Origin of the sequence: Sulfurimonas sp. RIFOXYD2_FULL_34_21, assembly GCF_001830805.1 — a bacterium.
GTDB lineage: Bacteria > Campylobacterota > Campylobacteria > Campylobacterales > Sulfurimonadaceae > Sulfurimonas.
The window spans coordinates 143,410-156,664 of sequence record NZ_MICH01000015.1 but is presented as its reverse complement, the minus strand read 5'-3'; the positions used below and the strand labels follow the sequence as shown (position 1 = coordinate 156,664).

22 protein-coding genes and 1 tRNA gene are annotated in these 13,255 nt (G+C 34.1%); 10 read left to right on the top strand and 13 right to left on the bottom strand.

Features of this window, described 5'->3' with window-relative positions; all coding sequences use genetic code 11:
* The 12 genes from A2530_RS10895 to A2530_RS10840 form a co-directional block, all read right to left on the bottom strand.
* Complete coding sequence (locus A2530_RS10895; protein ID WP_294885351.1) at positions 1 to 366, bottom strand: hypothetical protein; 366 nt, start codon at positions 364 to 366, stop codon at positions 1 to 3.
* Positions 367 to 591: a hypothetical protein gene (locus A2530_RS10890; protein WP_294885352.1), complete on the bottom strand. Its 225-nt coding sequence runs from the start codon at positions 589 to 591 to the stop codon at positions 367 to 369. It abuts the gene before it with no gap.
* 1 nt (position 592) lies between these two features.
* Complete coding sequence (locus tag A2530_RS10885; protein ID WP_294885353.1) at positions 593 to 730, bottom strand: hypothetical protein; 138 nt, start codon at positions 728 to 730, stop codon at positions 593 to 595.
* 2 nt (positions 731 to 732) lie between these two features.
* Positions 733 to 1,026 carry a hypothetical protein gene (locus A2530_RS10880; RefSeq protein WP_294885354.1) on the bottom strand — a complete coding sequence of 98 codons (294 nt, stop codon included), beginning with the start codon at positions 1,024 to 1,026 and terminating at the stop codon, positions 733 to 735.
* 25 nt (positions 1,027 to 1,051) lie between these two features.
* Positions 1,052 to 1,882, bottom strand: coding sequence for a major capsid protein P2 (locus A2530_RS10875; RefSeq protein WP_294885355.1), 831 nt, complete (start codon positions 1,880 to 1,882; stop codon positions 1,052 to 1,054).
* A gap of 333 nt (positions 1,883 to 2,215) precedes the next feature.
* Positions 2,216 to 2,851, bottom strand: a complete 636-nt coding sequence (locus A2530_RS10870; protein WP_294885356.1) for a hypothetical protein — start codon at positions 2,849 to 2,851, stop codon at positions 2,216 to 2,218.
* The gene (locus tag A2530_RS10865; RefSeq protein ID WP_294885357.1) at positions 2,838 to 3,431 is read right to left on the bottom strand and encodes a hypothetical protein; all 594 of its coding nucleotides are present in this window, start codon (positions 3,429 to 3,431) and stop codon (positions 2,838 to 2,840) included. The genes A2530_RS10870 and A2530_RS10865 overlap by 14 nt, the downstream gene beginning before the upstream one ends.
* Positions 3,424 to 3,774 carry a hypothetical protein gene (locus tag A2530_RS10860; RefSeq protein ID WP_294885358.1) on the bottom strand — a complete coding sequence of 117 codons (351 nt, stop codon included), beginning with the start codon at positions 3,772 to 3,774 and terminating at the stop codon, positions 3,424 to 3,426. The genes A2530_RS10865 and A2530_RS10860 overlap by 8 nt, the downstream gene beginning before the upstream one ends.
* A 91-nt stretch (positions 3,775 to 3,865) precedes the next feature.
* Positions 3,866 to 4,057 (bottom strand): hypothetical protein, encoded by a 192-nt coding sequence (locus tag A2530_RS10855; RefSeq protein WP_294885359.1) that lies wholly within the window; start codon positions 4,055 to 4,057, stop codon positions 3,866 to 3,868.
* Positions 4,057 to 4,245, bottom strand: a complete 189-nt coding sequence (locus A2530_RS10850; RefSeq protein WP_294885360.1) for a hypothetical protein — start codon at positions 4,243 to 4,245, stop codon at positions 4,057 to 4,059. The genes A2530_RS10855 and A2530_RS10850 overlap by 1 nt, the downstream gene beginning before the upstream one ends.
* Position 4,246: 1 nt before the next feature.
* A complete protein-coding gene (locus A2530_RS10845) occupies positions 4,247 to 4,564 on the bottom strand; it encodes a hypothetical protein (RefSeq protein WP_294885361.1) in 318 nt (105 codons plus the stop codon).
* Positions 4,551 to 5,198, bottom strand: a complete 648-nt coding sequence (locus A2530_RS10840) for a helix-turn-helix domain-containing protein (RefSeq protein ID WP_294885362.1) — start codon at positions 5,196 to 5,198, stop codon at positions 4,551 to 4,553. Before A2530_RS10840 ends, A2530_RS10845 begins: the two co-directional genes overlap by 14 nt.
* A gap of 253 nt (positions 5,199 to 5,451) precedes the next feature.
* Here A2530_RS10840 and A2530_RS10835 point away from each other — a divergent pair, with 253 nt between their 5' ends.
* The 5 genes from A2530_RS10835 to A2530_RS10815 all read left to right on the top strand — a co-directional run bounded on the left by A2530_RS10835 (position 5,452) and on the right by A2530_RS10815 (position 8,164).
* The gene (locus tag A2530_RS10835; protein ID WP_294885363.1) at positions 5,452 to 5,658 is read left to right on the top strand and encodes a hypothetical protein; all 207 of its coding nucleotides are present in this window, start codon (positions 5,452 to 5,454) and stop codon (positions 5,656 to 5,658) included.
* A 118-nt stretch (positions 5,659 to 5,776) separates the two neighbouring features.
* A complete protein-coding gene (locus A2530_RS10830; protein WP_294885364.1) occupies positions 5,777 to 6,322 on the top strand; it encodes a response regulator in 546 nt (181 codons plus the stop codon).
* Positions 6,323 to 6,422: 100 nt separating this feature from the next.
* Positions 6,423 to 6,497, top strand: a tRNA-Glu gene (locus A2530_RS10825).
* Positions 6,498 to 6,581: 84 nt separating this feature from the next.
* Positions 6,582 to 7,880 (top strand): glutamate--tRNA ligase, encoded by a 1,299-nt coding sequence (gltX, locus tag A2530_RS10820; protein ID WP_294885365.1) that lies wholly within the window; start codon positions 6,582 to 6,584, stop codon positions 7,878 to 7,880.
* Positions 7,877 to 8,164 (top strand): YggT family protein, encoded by a 288-nt coding sequence (locus A2530_RS10815; RefSeq protein ID WP_294885366.1) that lies wholly within the window; start codon positions 7,877 to 7,879, stop codon positions 8,162 to 8,164. The genes gltX and A2530_RS10815 overlap by 4 nt, the downstream gene beginning before the upstream one ends.
* Here the strand turns inward: A2530_RS10815 and A2530_RS10810 are convergent.
* Positions 8,161 to 8,646 carry a hypothetical protein gene (locus A2530_RS10810; protein WP_294885367.1) on the bottom strand — a complete coding sequence of 162 codons (486 nt, stop codon included), beginning with the start codon at positions 8,644 to 8,646 and terminating at the stop codon, positions 8,161 to 8,163. The two genes, A2530_RS10815 and A2530_RS10810, sit on opposite strands and share 4 nt — an antisense overlap.
* A gap of 96 nt (positions 8,647 to 8,742) precedes the next feature.
* Here A2530_RS10810 and mobB point away from each other — a divergent pair, with 96 nt between their 5' ends.
* From mobB to A2530_RS10785, 5 genes are read left to right on the top strand one after another with little or no spacing between them, the layout of a single operon-like run.
* Positions 8,743 to 9,246 carry a molybdopterin-guanine dinucleotide biosynthesis protein B gene (mobB, locus tag A2530_RS10805; RefSeq protein ID WP_294885368.1) on the top strand — a complete coding sequence of 168 codons (504 nt, stop codon included), beginning with the start codon at positions 8,743 to 8,745 and terminating at the stop codon, positions 9,244 to 9,246.
* 5 nt (positions 9,247 to 9,251) lie between these two features.
* Entirely contained in the window at positions 9,252 to 10,094 is an 843-nt protein-coding gene (locus A2530_RS10800) for a class 1 fructose-bisphosphatase (RefSeq protein WP_294885369.1), read from the top strand.
* The gene (locus tag A2530_RS10795; RefSeq protein WP_294885370.1) at positions 10,078 to 10,284 is read left to right on the top strand and encodes a hypothetical protein; all 207 of its coding nucleotides are present in this window, start codon (positions 10,078 to 10,080) and stop codon (positions 10,282 to 10,284) included. Before A2530_RS10800 ends, A2530_RS10795 begins: the two co-directional genes overlap by 17 nt.
* Before the next feature lie 34 nt (positions 10,285 to 10,318).
* Positions 10,319 to 12,253, top strand: coding sequence for a methionine--tRNA ligase (metG, locus tag A2530_RS10790; protein ID WP_294885371.1), 1,935 nt, complete (start codon positions 10,319 to 10,321; stop codon positions 12,251 to 12,253).
* Positions 12,250 to 13,248, top strand: coding sequence for a hypothetical protein (locus A2530_RS10785; RefSeq protein WP_294885372.1), 999 nt, complete (start codon positions 12,250 to 12,252; stop codon positions 13,246 to 13,248). The genes metG and A2530_RS10785 overlap by 4 nt, the downstream gene beginning before the upstream one ends.
* Positions 13,249 to 13,255 lie beyond the last annotated feature (7 nt).

The following is a 13,255-nucleotide window of genomic DNA, read 5'->3' as shown; positions in this document are numbered from 1 at the left end:
TTAGAACTCCTTTTTTAATATATATTCATCGTTTTCAAATTTGTAAACGAAAAAACCTAAAGACTCATAAATCCTTACGAGTCCTTTATTAACAACATGTGTTCGTATTGACCTGATATCATTGTTAATACAAAACTCACATAGAAATTTAACCGCAGGTCTAAGTCCACGCCCGACCCCGATAACTAGCACCAACTCGGTATTTTCTAGCCTTGTGACTAGATATCCCGAGTAGGGTGCTTTTAATCTCCATAATTGAGAGATACCGCTTTGAATCTCACTTACAATCAAGTCCGTATATCCGCGTGAAGCTAAATCAATTTTTGATTTAACTTCATTTGATACCGTTTTAATCTCCGTAAACATTTAAAGCTTCTCGTATGCAACATAAAGAGCCAATACAGCTATTAATGCACCGATTAAAAACTGGTCGCTCACTTTTGCATTTGGATTAGTTTTACCACCGAAATATTTATCTCCCGTGGTAACACCGCCTCCGCCGCTGTAGCTACTTCCTGCAGCACTTTCTGCATCTCCAAATTCAGGAGTTATTCCACCTTCGCCGCCTGCTAAATCACCAAAAGTAAACATCTTAAGCCTTTTTGTAAATGTAGTAAATAGCACCGCCCGCGAGTGCCAATGTAGCAAGTCTAGAAGCTGCAGAGCTTGCCACGAAAACAGTTCCGCCGCCTACAAATGCACCTGTGCCTAAAGCTAATAAAAGAGGCATAGTTACAACTTCTTAACTAAAATAGCAAGAACTACGACACCGACTAGACCGCCTATAACAAGCTCTTTATTATTTGTTATAAAATCAGTACCGCTTAAAGCACTGTCTTTGGGTGCAACCGTAGTATCTTGTACCTTTTCGGGCGTATTTGCCGTGTATTTATTAAAAAGGTCGGATATCGCACTGTCGGGAATTTTATCTACAACACGATTTAAAAGACCCGTCGTATCTTCATACAGAGTATCAAGAAAGCCAAATAATCCGCCGTCGTCTGTTTGTTCTATTGTTTTACTCATATTTCAGCCTTTGGAAATTAGGCGATTAATCGCCTAATCGTCCGAGATTTTCAGTTAAAATCGTGATATTGCTTGCACCCGTCATTTCAAGTTTATATCTCAAATCGTGTACCTGTAGCAAACTTAGAGGGTCGCCTCCGTAACCGCCTTCGGTTCTATCAACTACGATATAACCGCTTTGAGGTTTACGAACTCCGTCAGTCTGTATCATCTCATTTAGAGCTTTTGAGCGTTCAAACACTGTGTATCCGTTACGCTCAATCGTAACCTTAGAGATACTGTTTACATCAGGAATAAATACGATACGGTTTTGAGCCATGGAAGTAGAGTTTCCGCGAGGCAGGTCGGAAATTGCAAACTCTCCCGCACCTGTAGGGGAGTAATTAAACTTTCCACGATGTAAAATCGTTCCTGCACCGCCGACTAGTGTATCACTCTGCAAAGCAGTCATACTTAGTACCGGGGCGACTGCCAATGCATCGATATCTATCTCAACCGTAACGGAAGTTATGGAAACACCTGTTTTAGGGTCGATAGAACCCGTGTTAAGAGCCGTCTCTATCTCTGCAGGAACTGTTTTTAATTTATATCTGTCAAACGGGATGGTAAGTGTTCCGTTCGCGGCTGCTCTACCGTCAAATTTATTCATGGTATCACACTCGACGCCGCTGTATCTATGTATAACTTTACCGTTTACGATTACGCGGATTTCATTCATGTGCAATAATGCAAATGTAGTACCGCTGTATGTTAAATATAAAGCGTGATATCGTCTTCCGATAGGAAGTTTGAAAGTTGCCGTTTGTCCTGCTCCTACACCTTGCGGCGAGGGCATTCTTACTGAAATTCTTGCCATAATTTACCCTTAACCGTAAATCATGTCTTTTAGAGGCTCTAAAGCGTCCACTCTGTTGATAGCCGTTAGGGCTACAAATACAATTCCGATTGTCATTAACTGTGTTTTTGTTGGCATTTTATATATCCTTTAAACGTGCTTTTAAACGTCTTTTTTGATTTGTTTTACACACATTGGAAACCTATTTTTTAAGAGACTAGGACTCATTTTATATCTTTAATTTTGGTTTTATGAAAATTTCCCAAATAGATGTGGAAATTAAACTAATTATTACTGCCTGAACTATTGTTTTTGTTTTCATTTCATCTCTCTTTTAACCTCCTTTTTTGTGGTCTAAAGTACATGAGCCACTCTGCTTGAAACTCCCAAAATATGGGGCTTAAAATCTTCATCTATCATCAGAAAATGAAACTTTTGCAGGTTTTCCGCCGTTTGTACATACTCTTTACCGATGTATTGAGCTATATATTTTTTATCGTTTGGCTCTCTTACTCTCGAGAAAAAAACTACATCAGTTTGACTTGTCAAGTTCCTTGAGATATTCGCACTTCGCCTCGAGGTCGTAAATATATCAATCTCATTATGACGACCGTAATGGATAATCTGATAAAAACTAGCTTTTCGTGTCATTGTAGGCGGTGCAAACATATCTATCTCATCAACTAAGAAAGATATCTTTTTCATTTTATAAACAAGTGCCGCCAGCTCTTCAAAGCTCTCTTCATCAAGACCGTTGACTACAAGCTGCAGTTTACAACGATAGAACTCTTTGCGATTGCCGGAGTTTAAAATATACTTCCTAAAGTGTCCTACATTTTTAAAGTGTCTGCGATACTCTTTAGGCTCATACTGATAACGCGGGTCTGCTATGATGCACGGCTTTTTATTAAGCAATATTAAAAGCTCCGTAAGCTTCGTTTTACCGTAGCCTTTGTGACCGATTATCGAGTATATTTTATTTTGAATCATCGGCTTTATTCTTTTTTACATGTAGAAATTTATTTTTTAGCTTTTGGATTAGTCCGGGAGCATTTTTAAAACCTACAAGACTGTCAAAAAGAAGCGCAGCACCCGAGATATAAAGCAGGGCGATAGAAGACTTGTTTATATCCATCTGACCGTTTTTTACTTTATCGTCCGCATATACGACCGCTTGTTTTTTGAAAACTTCACTAGCCATTGCATTTAAAGGCTCTCCGTCACGGTTTTGTTTCATAGCAGATAGCATCATTAAAGCAGTTGAGATAAACTGCTCCGTTTCACTCTCCGTTCTTGCAGCTCTCGCATGTGTCTCTTTTTCTTCCAGGTCCGTCACACCTTTACCGAGAATCAAATCGCATAATTCCGCTTTAGCTGTTTTTTCCAAAGTCTTGAGTGTTTTTGTGGAGTAGGGCTGTGCCATCTTTGCAAGCTCTTTGCCCGTAAGCTCCATCAACTGATTACGATTTAATTTACTGCTATCTTGTCCATCATTGAACTGTCCGTCAATATCCAATTCTGTTTCGTTAACCGCCCCGTTAAGCGTTCCGTTATCTCTACCGTTACCCATGATTTTGCTCCGTGATATCGTTCTGGACGGCTTGCGGGCGGTTTTGGGTTAAAAGAAGAGTCGCAGCACCTAAAGCAAGAACTCCGAAAATGATAATCGGGAATATGCCAAAGCCTTTTTTATCTTCCTCTTCATCTTCAAGTGGAATTTCTTCTGCAACATCCTCCGCATCACTTGCAAGTGATAGCTTTTCGTCTATGAGTTTATTAACTGTTCTCTCAAGCTCTTTAGATGTTAAGATATCTGCAATATCATCATCACTATTTTTTTCTTCGGGTGGAGTAGATTCCACTTCGTTTTTTTCTTCGAGTTGTTCTAACTCTTCATCTTTTTCTTTTGTCATTTTGTTAATCCTTTAAATATGCGTTTAAACATTTTTTTTGATTGTTTTACATCTTTCGACAACCTTTAAAAGGTAAAAGTAACTTATCGGTTTATTTGCAAATTTCTTTTACATCCTCGATAGTTATTCGCTTTAATTGACCTTTTTTATCTTGAATTATAACTTCAATGATTCCGCTGTTCTTGAAAAATGGAAGCGGCTTATTTACTCCGATAACTAGCCACTTTTTAGCTCTCTCTGAAACATTTATTTTGATAAAATCGCCTCTTTTTGCTTTTAACATCACTTATCCTTTGTACTATTATTGTCATTTAACAAATACTCTTTAGTGTCTTTGTATGTTTTGAGTATTCCGCCTACATCTTCCGCGACCGCCGCACCGACTGCAATCGAACTCACTATGGTTGCACCGCTTATCGCACATCCGCTAAAACTTAAAGCCATTGCTAGCGGTATTATCGTTTTATACATTTTAAACCTTTCCGTATCGAAATAAACACGCTGTAGAAGCTACCAATGTTATAGAGTATCTCCCGACTATATTATGTTTTTTCAAGCACTTTATAAATGCTTTTGTTGAGCAATTTTCATCATGCTTCTCACAACAGTTGCCTATATAAATCTTTCTCATTTTCGGTATATAAAACCGACCTAAATACCATTGAAGCCAATACTCGGGAAATCCCGTACACCAATCGGTTTTTTTATCTTCCGATGCTTTTTTTTCGCTTGATGGTAGAGTAGGGGAGTGGCTAGAACCATCTAAAATAGGGGTTTTAGTCATTTTCATTTTTCTCATTGGCTAATTTTGTCAGTTCGTCTAAAGTCTTGCTTTGAGCTTTAGTTCTTAGAACTTTAAAGATTATTTGCCGACTCATCCACATCCTGTCAAACACCTCCTGACTCTCATGAGGCTCTAACTGAATACGCTCTTCGCCAGTCGGGTATAGATACATTAAGTACTTGCCATGATTTGAAAGCTCAATAGCGTAGTTTTGCGTCAGTCCGCCGATATTTACAGGGAAACGAATACCTTTACAATCTGCTCTTAACCAAGCGATAAACAATCTCTTATCATTCTCTATAGACTTTTTACGCTCTTTTTCACGCTCTTTTTTGAGTCTGTTTCTCCAAGTATTATAAGGGTCGATAAGCCAGATAACACGCTTAAAATCTTGCGGATACATCTCGTTTTGTTTTGCATTTAATTTGACATGTAGATAACCGGCTTTTACAAGATTTTTTAAAGCGTCTCTTATAGCAGTTTCTTTTTTATCAATTAAGTGTGTAAGAGTGTCATTTGTTATGCGGCTATATCCGTGTTCATTTACATGTTCAGCTATGATTAGATATAATCTGATGTCAAAATCTTTGAGTTTTTTGTCTTTGTAAAGTACTTTTGGTATTGATACTGAGTATCCCATTTTTTGCCTTGTTTTTTTGAATTTTCACATGAGGTAACTCGTGTTTTTCATGGCGGGATATATGGAAATTTGTCGTTTAAGTTTCGAGCGTGTTTTTTTGCTAACCTTAAACGGTTTTTTATATGTTTTGTTAACCAAAAAAAATATGAAGCCCTAAAATAGGGAGTTTGCAACAAAAAATTTTCAAGAGAATTTACATTATGTTAACCAATACATGTATTTGTAATATTTAAACTTTTAAAAAAGAGAAAAAATGAGCACAAAAGAGCAATTAGTAGCAGATATAGAAAATTTACTTAATACTTATGAAGGAATTCATAAAACAGATATTAATCCTGACATATTAAAGTTTATGGACAAAAATACTTTAATTAGCATAATAGATTCACTTCTAAATCAAAAAGAGTATTCCAAAGAATCAGATTTGGAATGGTTGGAAAAATTTAAAAAATACTCCTAACTATGCCCTATTTGTGGTAATTTGTTTTCATTTAGTTTTATTTAATCAGAATCCGTTTGATTTGTTACCAAATTATCTGGTATAATTATGTCACATTTAAAAAAAAAAGGATTTTGTTATGTCTAATGTAGATTTAGTTCAATTAACGCAACAAACAAAAAAATTATCGGCAATGGTTGTGGAGGATGAAAAAGTAGCAAATGAGCTTTTAAGCTCAACTTTTAAAAACTTTTTCTCGGACGTAAAGTCATGTTTTAACGGAAAAGAAGCGTTGGAAGCATATTCCAAATCTGTTCCAGATGTTGTTTTTGTTGATATTATAATGGCGGGAATGGATGGTATTGAACTTTCACGTAAAATTCGTGAAATAAATCCTAGTCAAATTATTATCGTAATTTCAGCAAGTAACGATATTGACAAAATATCGGAATCTATTGAAGTTGGAGTAAATAGCTTCATTCAAAAGCCAATTGATACGAGAAAAATCATTGAACTTTTGACAAGTGTTATATCTATGATAAATAAAAAGAAGAAAATAGAAACAAAAACATTTTCAATCTCTTTACCTTTAGATATATATGAAGTGGTTAATGATAATGCTAAAGCTGAAAGTATTTCAAAAAATGCAGTAATTATTAGAGCGCTTCGTAATTTTTACGAATAATTAAATTTCTTGCTGAGCCTTAAGTAATTTAATGATTTATTAAGAAATAAATCTATATAATTTCGGCTCAGTAATTAATACTGAAAAAACGCTATAGAGTGGCCCCGTCGTCTAGCGGTCAGGATCCATGGTTTTCATCCATGTTACAGGAGTTCGATTCTCCTCGGGGTCACCACTTCTTCTAAAAAAACAATCAAAAGTAAAACATATCCTCAGCTAAAATACGCTAACATTTCAAAAATTATTTTTAGGATTTTTAATGTTAAGATTTGCGCCTAGTCCGACCGGTGATATGCACATAGGTAATCTAAGAGTTGCCCTATTTAACTATATTGTATCAAAACAAAAAAATGAAGAACTTATTGTCAGAATTGAAGATACTGATAAAGAGAGAAATATCGAAGGCAAAGATAAAGAGATATTAGAAATCTTAGATCTTTTTGGTATTGAATATTCTCAAGTTATGTATCAAAGTCATAATGCACGTTTTCACTCGGCAATGGCACTTCAACTTTTACATGAGATAAAAGCATTTAGCTGTTTTTGTTCATCAGAATGGCTAGATAAAAAAAGAGAAGAAGCTAAAGAGAGTAAAACAGCTTACAGATACGATGATGCATGCAGTAACTTACCTGGTGAACTTGTAATAGACAATATGAATCCATTTACGGTAAGAATTAGAAAACCGTTAGAAGCTATTGTTGTTAAAGATCATATTAAGGGTGAAATTAAATTTGATCCTAATGAAATTGATAGTTTTATTATTATGAGACAGGATAAAACGCCTACATATAATTTTGCATGTGCCGTTGATGATATGCTTAGCGATATTTCATTGGTAATCCGCGGCGAAGACCATGTAAGCAACACTCCTAAGCAGATTTTAATAAGAACTTCACTTGGATATACTAAAAATATTGAGTATGCACATTTACCTATTATATTAAATGATAATGGTAAAAAAATGAGCAAAAGAGACGATGCTTCTAGCGTAAAATGGCTTTTGGAAGAGGGATATCTACCTTCTGCAATTGCAAATTATTTAATATTAATGGGAAATAAGCCTCCAAAAGAGATTTTTGATATTAAAGAAGCTATTAAATGGTTTAATTTAGAAAATATATCAAAATCCCCTGCTCGTTTCGATATTAACATGTTAAAACATATAAATAAAGAGCATCTTAAAATGTTGGATTCCAAAGAACTGTCTCGCTATGTAGGTTTTGCAGATGAGGAGATAGGCGAACTTGCAAAAGTATATCTTGAAGAAGTAAGTACTACAAAAGAGTTGAAATCAAAAATAAAACCTATATTTTCTGAAAAAGAAATTCCTAATGAATTTAAAGAATCAGCAAATACAATAATTAAAGTTATTAAAAATGCGCCCTACTTTGAAGAATATGAAGATTTTAAAAACTATGTAATGAAAGAATCAGCTCTTAAAGGAAAAAACTTTTTCAAACCATTAAGACTTCTTCTCACAGGTGCGGAGCATGGTCCAGATATTGCAGTTATTTACAAATATATTAAAAATTATATAGGAGAGATTGTCAAATGAGCATTATTATAGAGATAGTTCAAGGCGTAGGTTCAATCGTTCTTGGACTGATAAATATTTATATATGGGTAGTTATTATAACAGCTCTTCTTAGTTTTGTTAATCCTGACCCATATAACCCTATAGTTCAGTTTTTATATAGAATTACAAATCCTGCGTATGTACTTGTAAGAAAATTTATAAAAACTAATTTTAATGGCTTAGATTTGGCACCGCTAATAATTATAATTGGATTACAAATTATAACTGTTCTGCTTGGTTCAATTCTACATGCTCTTTATTAATCTTTTAAATATTTTAATGCAGACGAAGATAAATTATCGTTTTCTAAAATAAGGTTTATTGACTCTGCTTGTTTAAATGTAACGAGATAGTATCTATTCCAACTATTTTTTGTATCCACTAGGTGAGAAAACTTATTCTCACTAGAAAGTTTTTCAATTTTAGCAGGTAGCTCTGAATTTAGTTTTAGCTTTAAATCTAAATCAGACGGGCTACTTTGGTCATATATCTCTCTTGCTTGTTTCGTAAAAAAAAAGACAAAAAAGTACTCTTCTTGATTATATATCTCAGGATATACCTCATTCAGATATATAGCTGAAAGTACACCCTCAACTTCACCATCTTTAGATACTATTTTACTGCTTTGCAGACTTGATATGCTTAGCTCTTGAACTTTATCCATTTTAAATTCGTTAAAAGCATTTTTCTTAGAGCATCCTGCAAAAACTATTGAAAATATTAAAATCGTAAAAAAAAATCTCATCTAAATTCCTATAAATAATGAGAGAATTATATCTTATTAAACAAGCTTTTAAAGACTATTTTGTATAATCACCTAAATTTTAATAAAGTGTTTAAATTGAAAAAAAGATTAGCAGTTGCATTTACAGGTCCATCAAATAGCGGTAAAACTACTCTTATACTAAAAGTTGCGCGAAAACTCATTCATGAATACAAAAAAGATGTTGCTATAATTAAACATGATCCAAAAGATAAAGCTCGTTTTGATGTAGAGGGAAAAGATAGTTATAAATTTTCAGATACCGGTGCCGAAGTAATTGTGACTTCTCCAAACCGCACTACATACTTTTCACAAAGACAAAAAGATTTGGATGAAATGATAAGATTGTTTGATAAGTTTGATATTTTGTTAGTAGAGGGCTTGAAAAATCTACCTCTACCTAGAATTAGTATATTTAGAGACTCTTTGGATAGTGATTATTTTCCGTACATGGATGCACTTGCTACAGATGGAAGCGTAAATATTAGCGATTATAATTTACCGGGTAATGTTGATATACTGGATATAAACAATTGTGAAGATGTAATATCTTGGATATTAAAAAATGCGAAAGAAGTGTAAAAAAGATGAATGATATATTTAAAGCGATACAAAAAACTGCTATAAGAATAAAAGATGCGATAGATACCAAAGATATAGGTTATTCGCAACAAGAAAATAGTTCCGGTGAAACTCAACTTCAACTTGACATTAAATGTGACATGATAATTGAAGAAGAATTTTCACATGTAGTTTCTATTCATACGATAGCAAGTGAAGAGAAAGAAAAAGAGATGCTTTTACATAAAGACGGCAAATATTTTATTGCTTATGATCCGCTTGATGGTTCATCTTTAATAGATGTAAATCTTAGCGTAGGTTCAATTTTTGGAATCTATGAAAATGCTTTTGGTGCAAAAAATATGGTTGCTTCATGTTATGTTGTTTTTGGTCCACGCGTTGAGATGGTATTTGCTCACAATAAAACAAAACTACATTTGCTTCAAGCTGGTGAATTTGAATTTGTTAAAGAGATTCGTCTAAACGAAAAAGGTAAATTAAATGCACCGGGCGGAACACAACAAAACTGGAAGCCATATCATAAAACAATGGTTGATAGCTTCTTTGCAGAAGGATATCGTTTGAGATATTCAGGCGGAATGGTTCCTGATTTACACCAGATATTGCTTAAAGGTGGCGGACTATTTAGCTATCCTGCAACATCAGACAAACCGGATGGAAAACTTCGTAAACTTTTTGAAGTATTTCCTTTTGCATTTATATACAAAACTGCCGGTGGAGAAGCTATAGATGGTCAAAATGATTTAATGACACTTGAACATACACATATTCATGACACTTCACCATGTTTCTTTGGCTCAAAATATGAGATAGCAAGAGTAAAAGAAGTTTATGCAAGCAACAGATAGTCAGAAACCTGATAAATTTGAACTTTATCTTGATGAGATGGTAATAAAAGTTGAAAGTTGTCAAAAAGACAAGAGTTTAAAAAGTTGCAGTAGTTGTGAATTGTACATAAGCTGTCAGCTAAGAAGCAATTATGTTAAAGCTGTTTATAACAGTATGTCTAAAGGCGATACCGGTGGATTTGAGTTCTAGTTACAGTGTGATATTAAATAATAAAGGATAAAAATTGAGTAAATATATAACAACACCTATATACTACGTTAACGGAGAGGCTCATATCGGGCATGCATACACTACTTTTATAGCTGATAGTATGGCTAGATACGAAAAGTTAAAAGGTGAAGATACTTACTTTTTAACCGGAACCGATGAGCATGGTCAAAAAATTGAAGAATCAGCACAAAAAAATGGCAAACCTACTCAACAGTTCGCCGATGAGATAAGTGCTAGTTTTAAAAATCTATGGGATGAGTTTGAGATAGATTATGACAAATTTATTCGCACAACAGATGAAGACCATAAAAAAGGTGTACAAAAAGCTTTTGAAGCAATGTATGCTAAAGGTGATATATACAAAGACTTTTATGAGGGGCATTACTGCGTTAGTTGTGAGACATTTTTTCCTGAAACTCAACTTGTTGACGGCGAATTTTGTCCTGATTGCGGTAGAAGCACAAATATCATAAAAGAGGAGAGCTACTTTTTTAGACTCTCAAAGTATGAAGATGCCTTGCTTAAACATTATGAAGAGAATTCTGATTTTATTATGCCTCGTTCTCGTGCGAATGAAGTAATAAACTTTGTAAAAGGCGGCTTACGTGACCTCTCAGTTACAAGGACCTCTTTTACATGGGGCGTTAAAATGCCGAACTCTATTAAAGATGATAAACATGTTATGTATGTTTGGCTTGATGCCCTGTTAAATTATATAACAGGGCTTGGTTATGGCAAAGATGATAAAAATATGCATTTTTGGCCGGCAAGCGTTCAGTTTGTAGGAAAAGATATTCTTCGTTTTCATGCTATCTACTGGCCTGCATTTTTAATGAGTCTTGATTTGCCTCTTCCAAAGCATATAGCTGCTCATGGATGGTGGACAAGAGACGGAGAGAAAATGAGTAAATCAAAAGGTAATGTTATCTCTCCAAAGCAAGTTGCTGATGCTTACGGTGTTGAAAACTTAAGATACTTTATGCTTAGAGAAGTTCCTTTTGGGCAAGACGGAGATTTTTCTCAAAGAGCTTTTATTGATAGAATAAATTCAGAACTTAGCAATGATTTGGGCAATCTTTTAAATCGTATTATAGGTATGAGCGGCAAATATTCAGACTTTGAGATAGACAGCGTAGATGTTCTTAAGTATCATGTAAAAGAGCTTGAGGCTATGAATACAGTACTTGATTCACTTGATACGTATATGCAAAATTTTCAGACACACAGATACCTAGAAGAGTTATGGAGACTTTTTTCTATCGGAAATAAAGCCATAGAAGAGCATGCTCCGTGGGTTAAAATGAAAGAGAATAAAAAAGACGAAGCACTTGCCACTGTTGCACTGGTTGCAAATATACTTGCAAAAGCAGCCATTATGCTCTCTCCTATTATGCCGCGCACGACAAATACAATAGCAGATGCTTTACATTTTACAATAGACAATTCAAGCTACACAGAGTTTGTACAAAATAAAAAATTATTGAAATTGTTTAATATCAAGGTAGTTCCACCTCTTTTCCCACGAGTAGAAGAGCCATTAATGCCTGAAGCTCCTGCTGCACAACCAAATGCTCCTAAAGAAATTGCTAAAGAAGACAACAAGTCTTTGGTTGAGCAAGACAACCTTATAGAAATCGGTCAGTTTTTTGAAACATCTCTAAAAATTGGAGTTATTATAGAAGCTGAAGAAGTTGAAAAAAGTAAAAAACTTCTAAAACTTCAAGTTGATTTAGGTGAAGGTAAATTAAGACAGATTGTAGCAGGTATAAGAGAATTTTACACTGCCGAATCTTTATTAAATACGCAAGTATGCGTTGTTGCAAACTTAAAACCTGCAAAACTTATGGGAATGATTTCAGAAGGAATGATTCTTGCTGCTAAAGATGAAGATGGTTTATGTTTAATTAGACCCCAAATACCTAAAAAAGCAGGCACACCTATTGGATGAGACTTGAAAATTTTCTAGCACTAACACAAACAACTCTTATTAATGAGCCGTGCATAAACAGTTTTGAAAATATTGTTTTTGAAGCTTCAAGGATTAAAAGAGGTGATTTGTTCTTTGCTTACAACACTCAAGATATCTCATTAGCTGTGGCGAACGGCGCGTACTGTGTTGTTTTTGAAAAGTTGACACCTGAAATAAGAGACAATGAAATAGCTTGGGTATATACAGAAAGCTTAGACGATACATTAAAAAGATTGCTTCGTTTTAGAATGATAGAAAAAGAGTCCATAGCTTATGAATGTAATGAAATAATTTTAAAGCTCTCTTTACAAACTATTACAGAATCAAATTTTATTGCATTAAGCGGTGATTTAAAGTCTGTTTTTAAATCTCTTTGGGATATTCAAAACAGGACGACTGTGCTATTCTGCCCTGCCCTAAGCGATAAAGAAATATTTACTGCTGTTAAAAAAATTCCTGATATATCTTCTCAAACAATTGAAATAATTGAGCAGACTCTATTTGAAACATCATTTATTTATGATAACACTTTTTATGAAAGACAGCTTATATCACCTTTTTTCATCCCTTATTTGGAAAAACTCTTACATTTCTATAAAACACTGAAAATTAAATATAAATTAAAAAAATTTACTCCAATAGAACACTTTGAAGCTGTTTTTACAAATACAAAATTTGAAATTAAAAGCTTTGGAAGCAGCGATAAAGTACTTATATTTGAGCCAAATATAACTCTAATAGACTCTCAGATGATGTTTTTACAACGTCATGCATCTTGGGGAAAAATAATTTTTATTATTCCATCAAGCATCATAAAAGAGGAGAATGAAAATATTTTTTCTTATCACAACGAAAAAGATATTATTAATATATTAAAAAACAACCATTTTCATTTTGCATTAATTGTGGGGGTTGATAAATCCATATTAAATAAACCATTGTCAAATCAAACACAGCTTACTTTGAATTTTTAGGAAACAG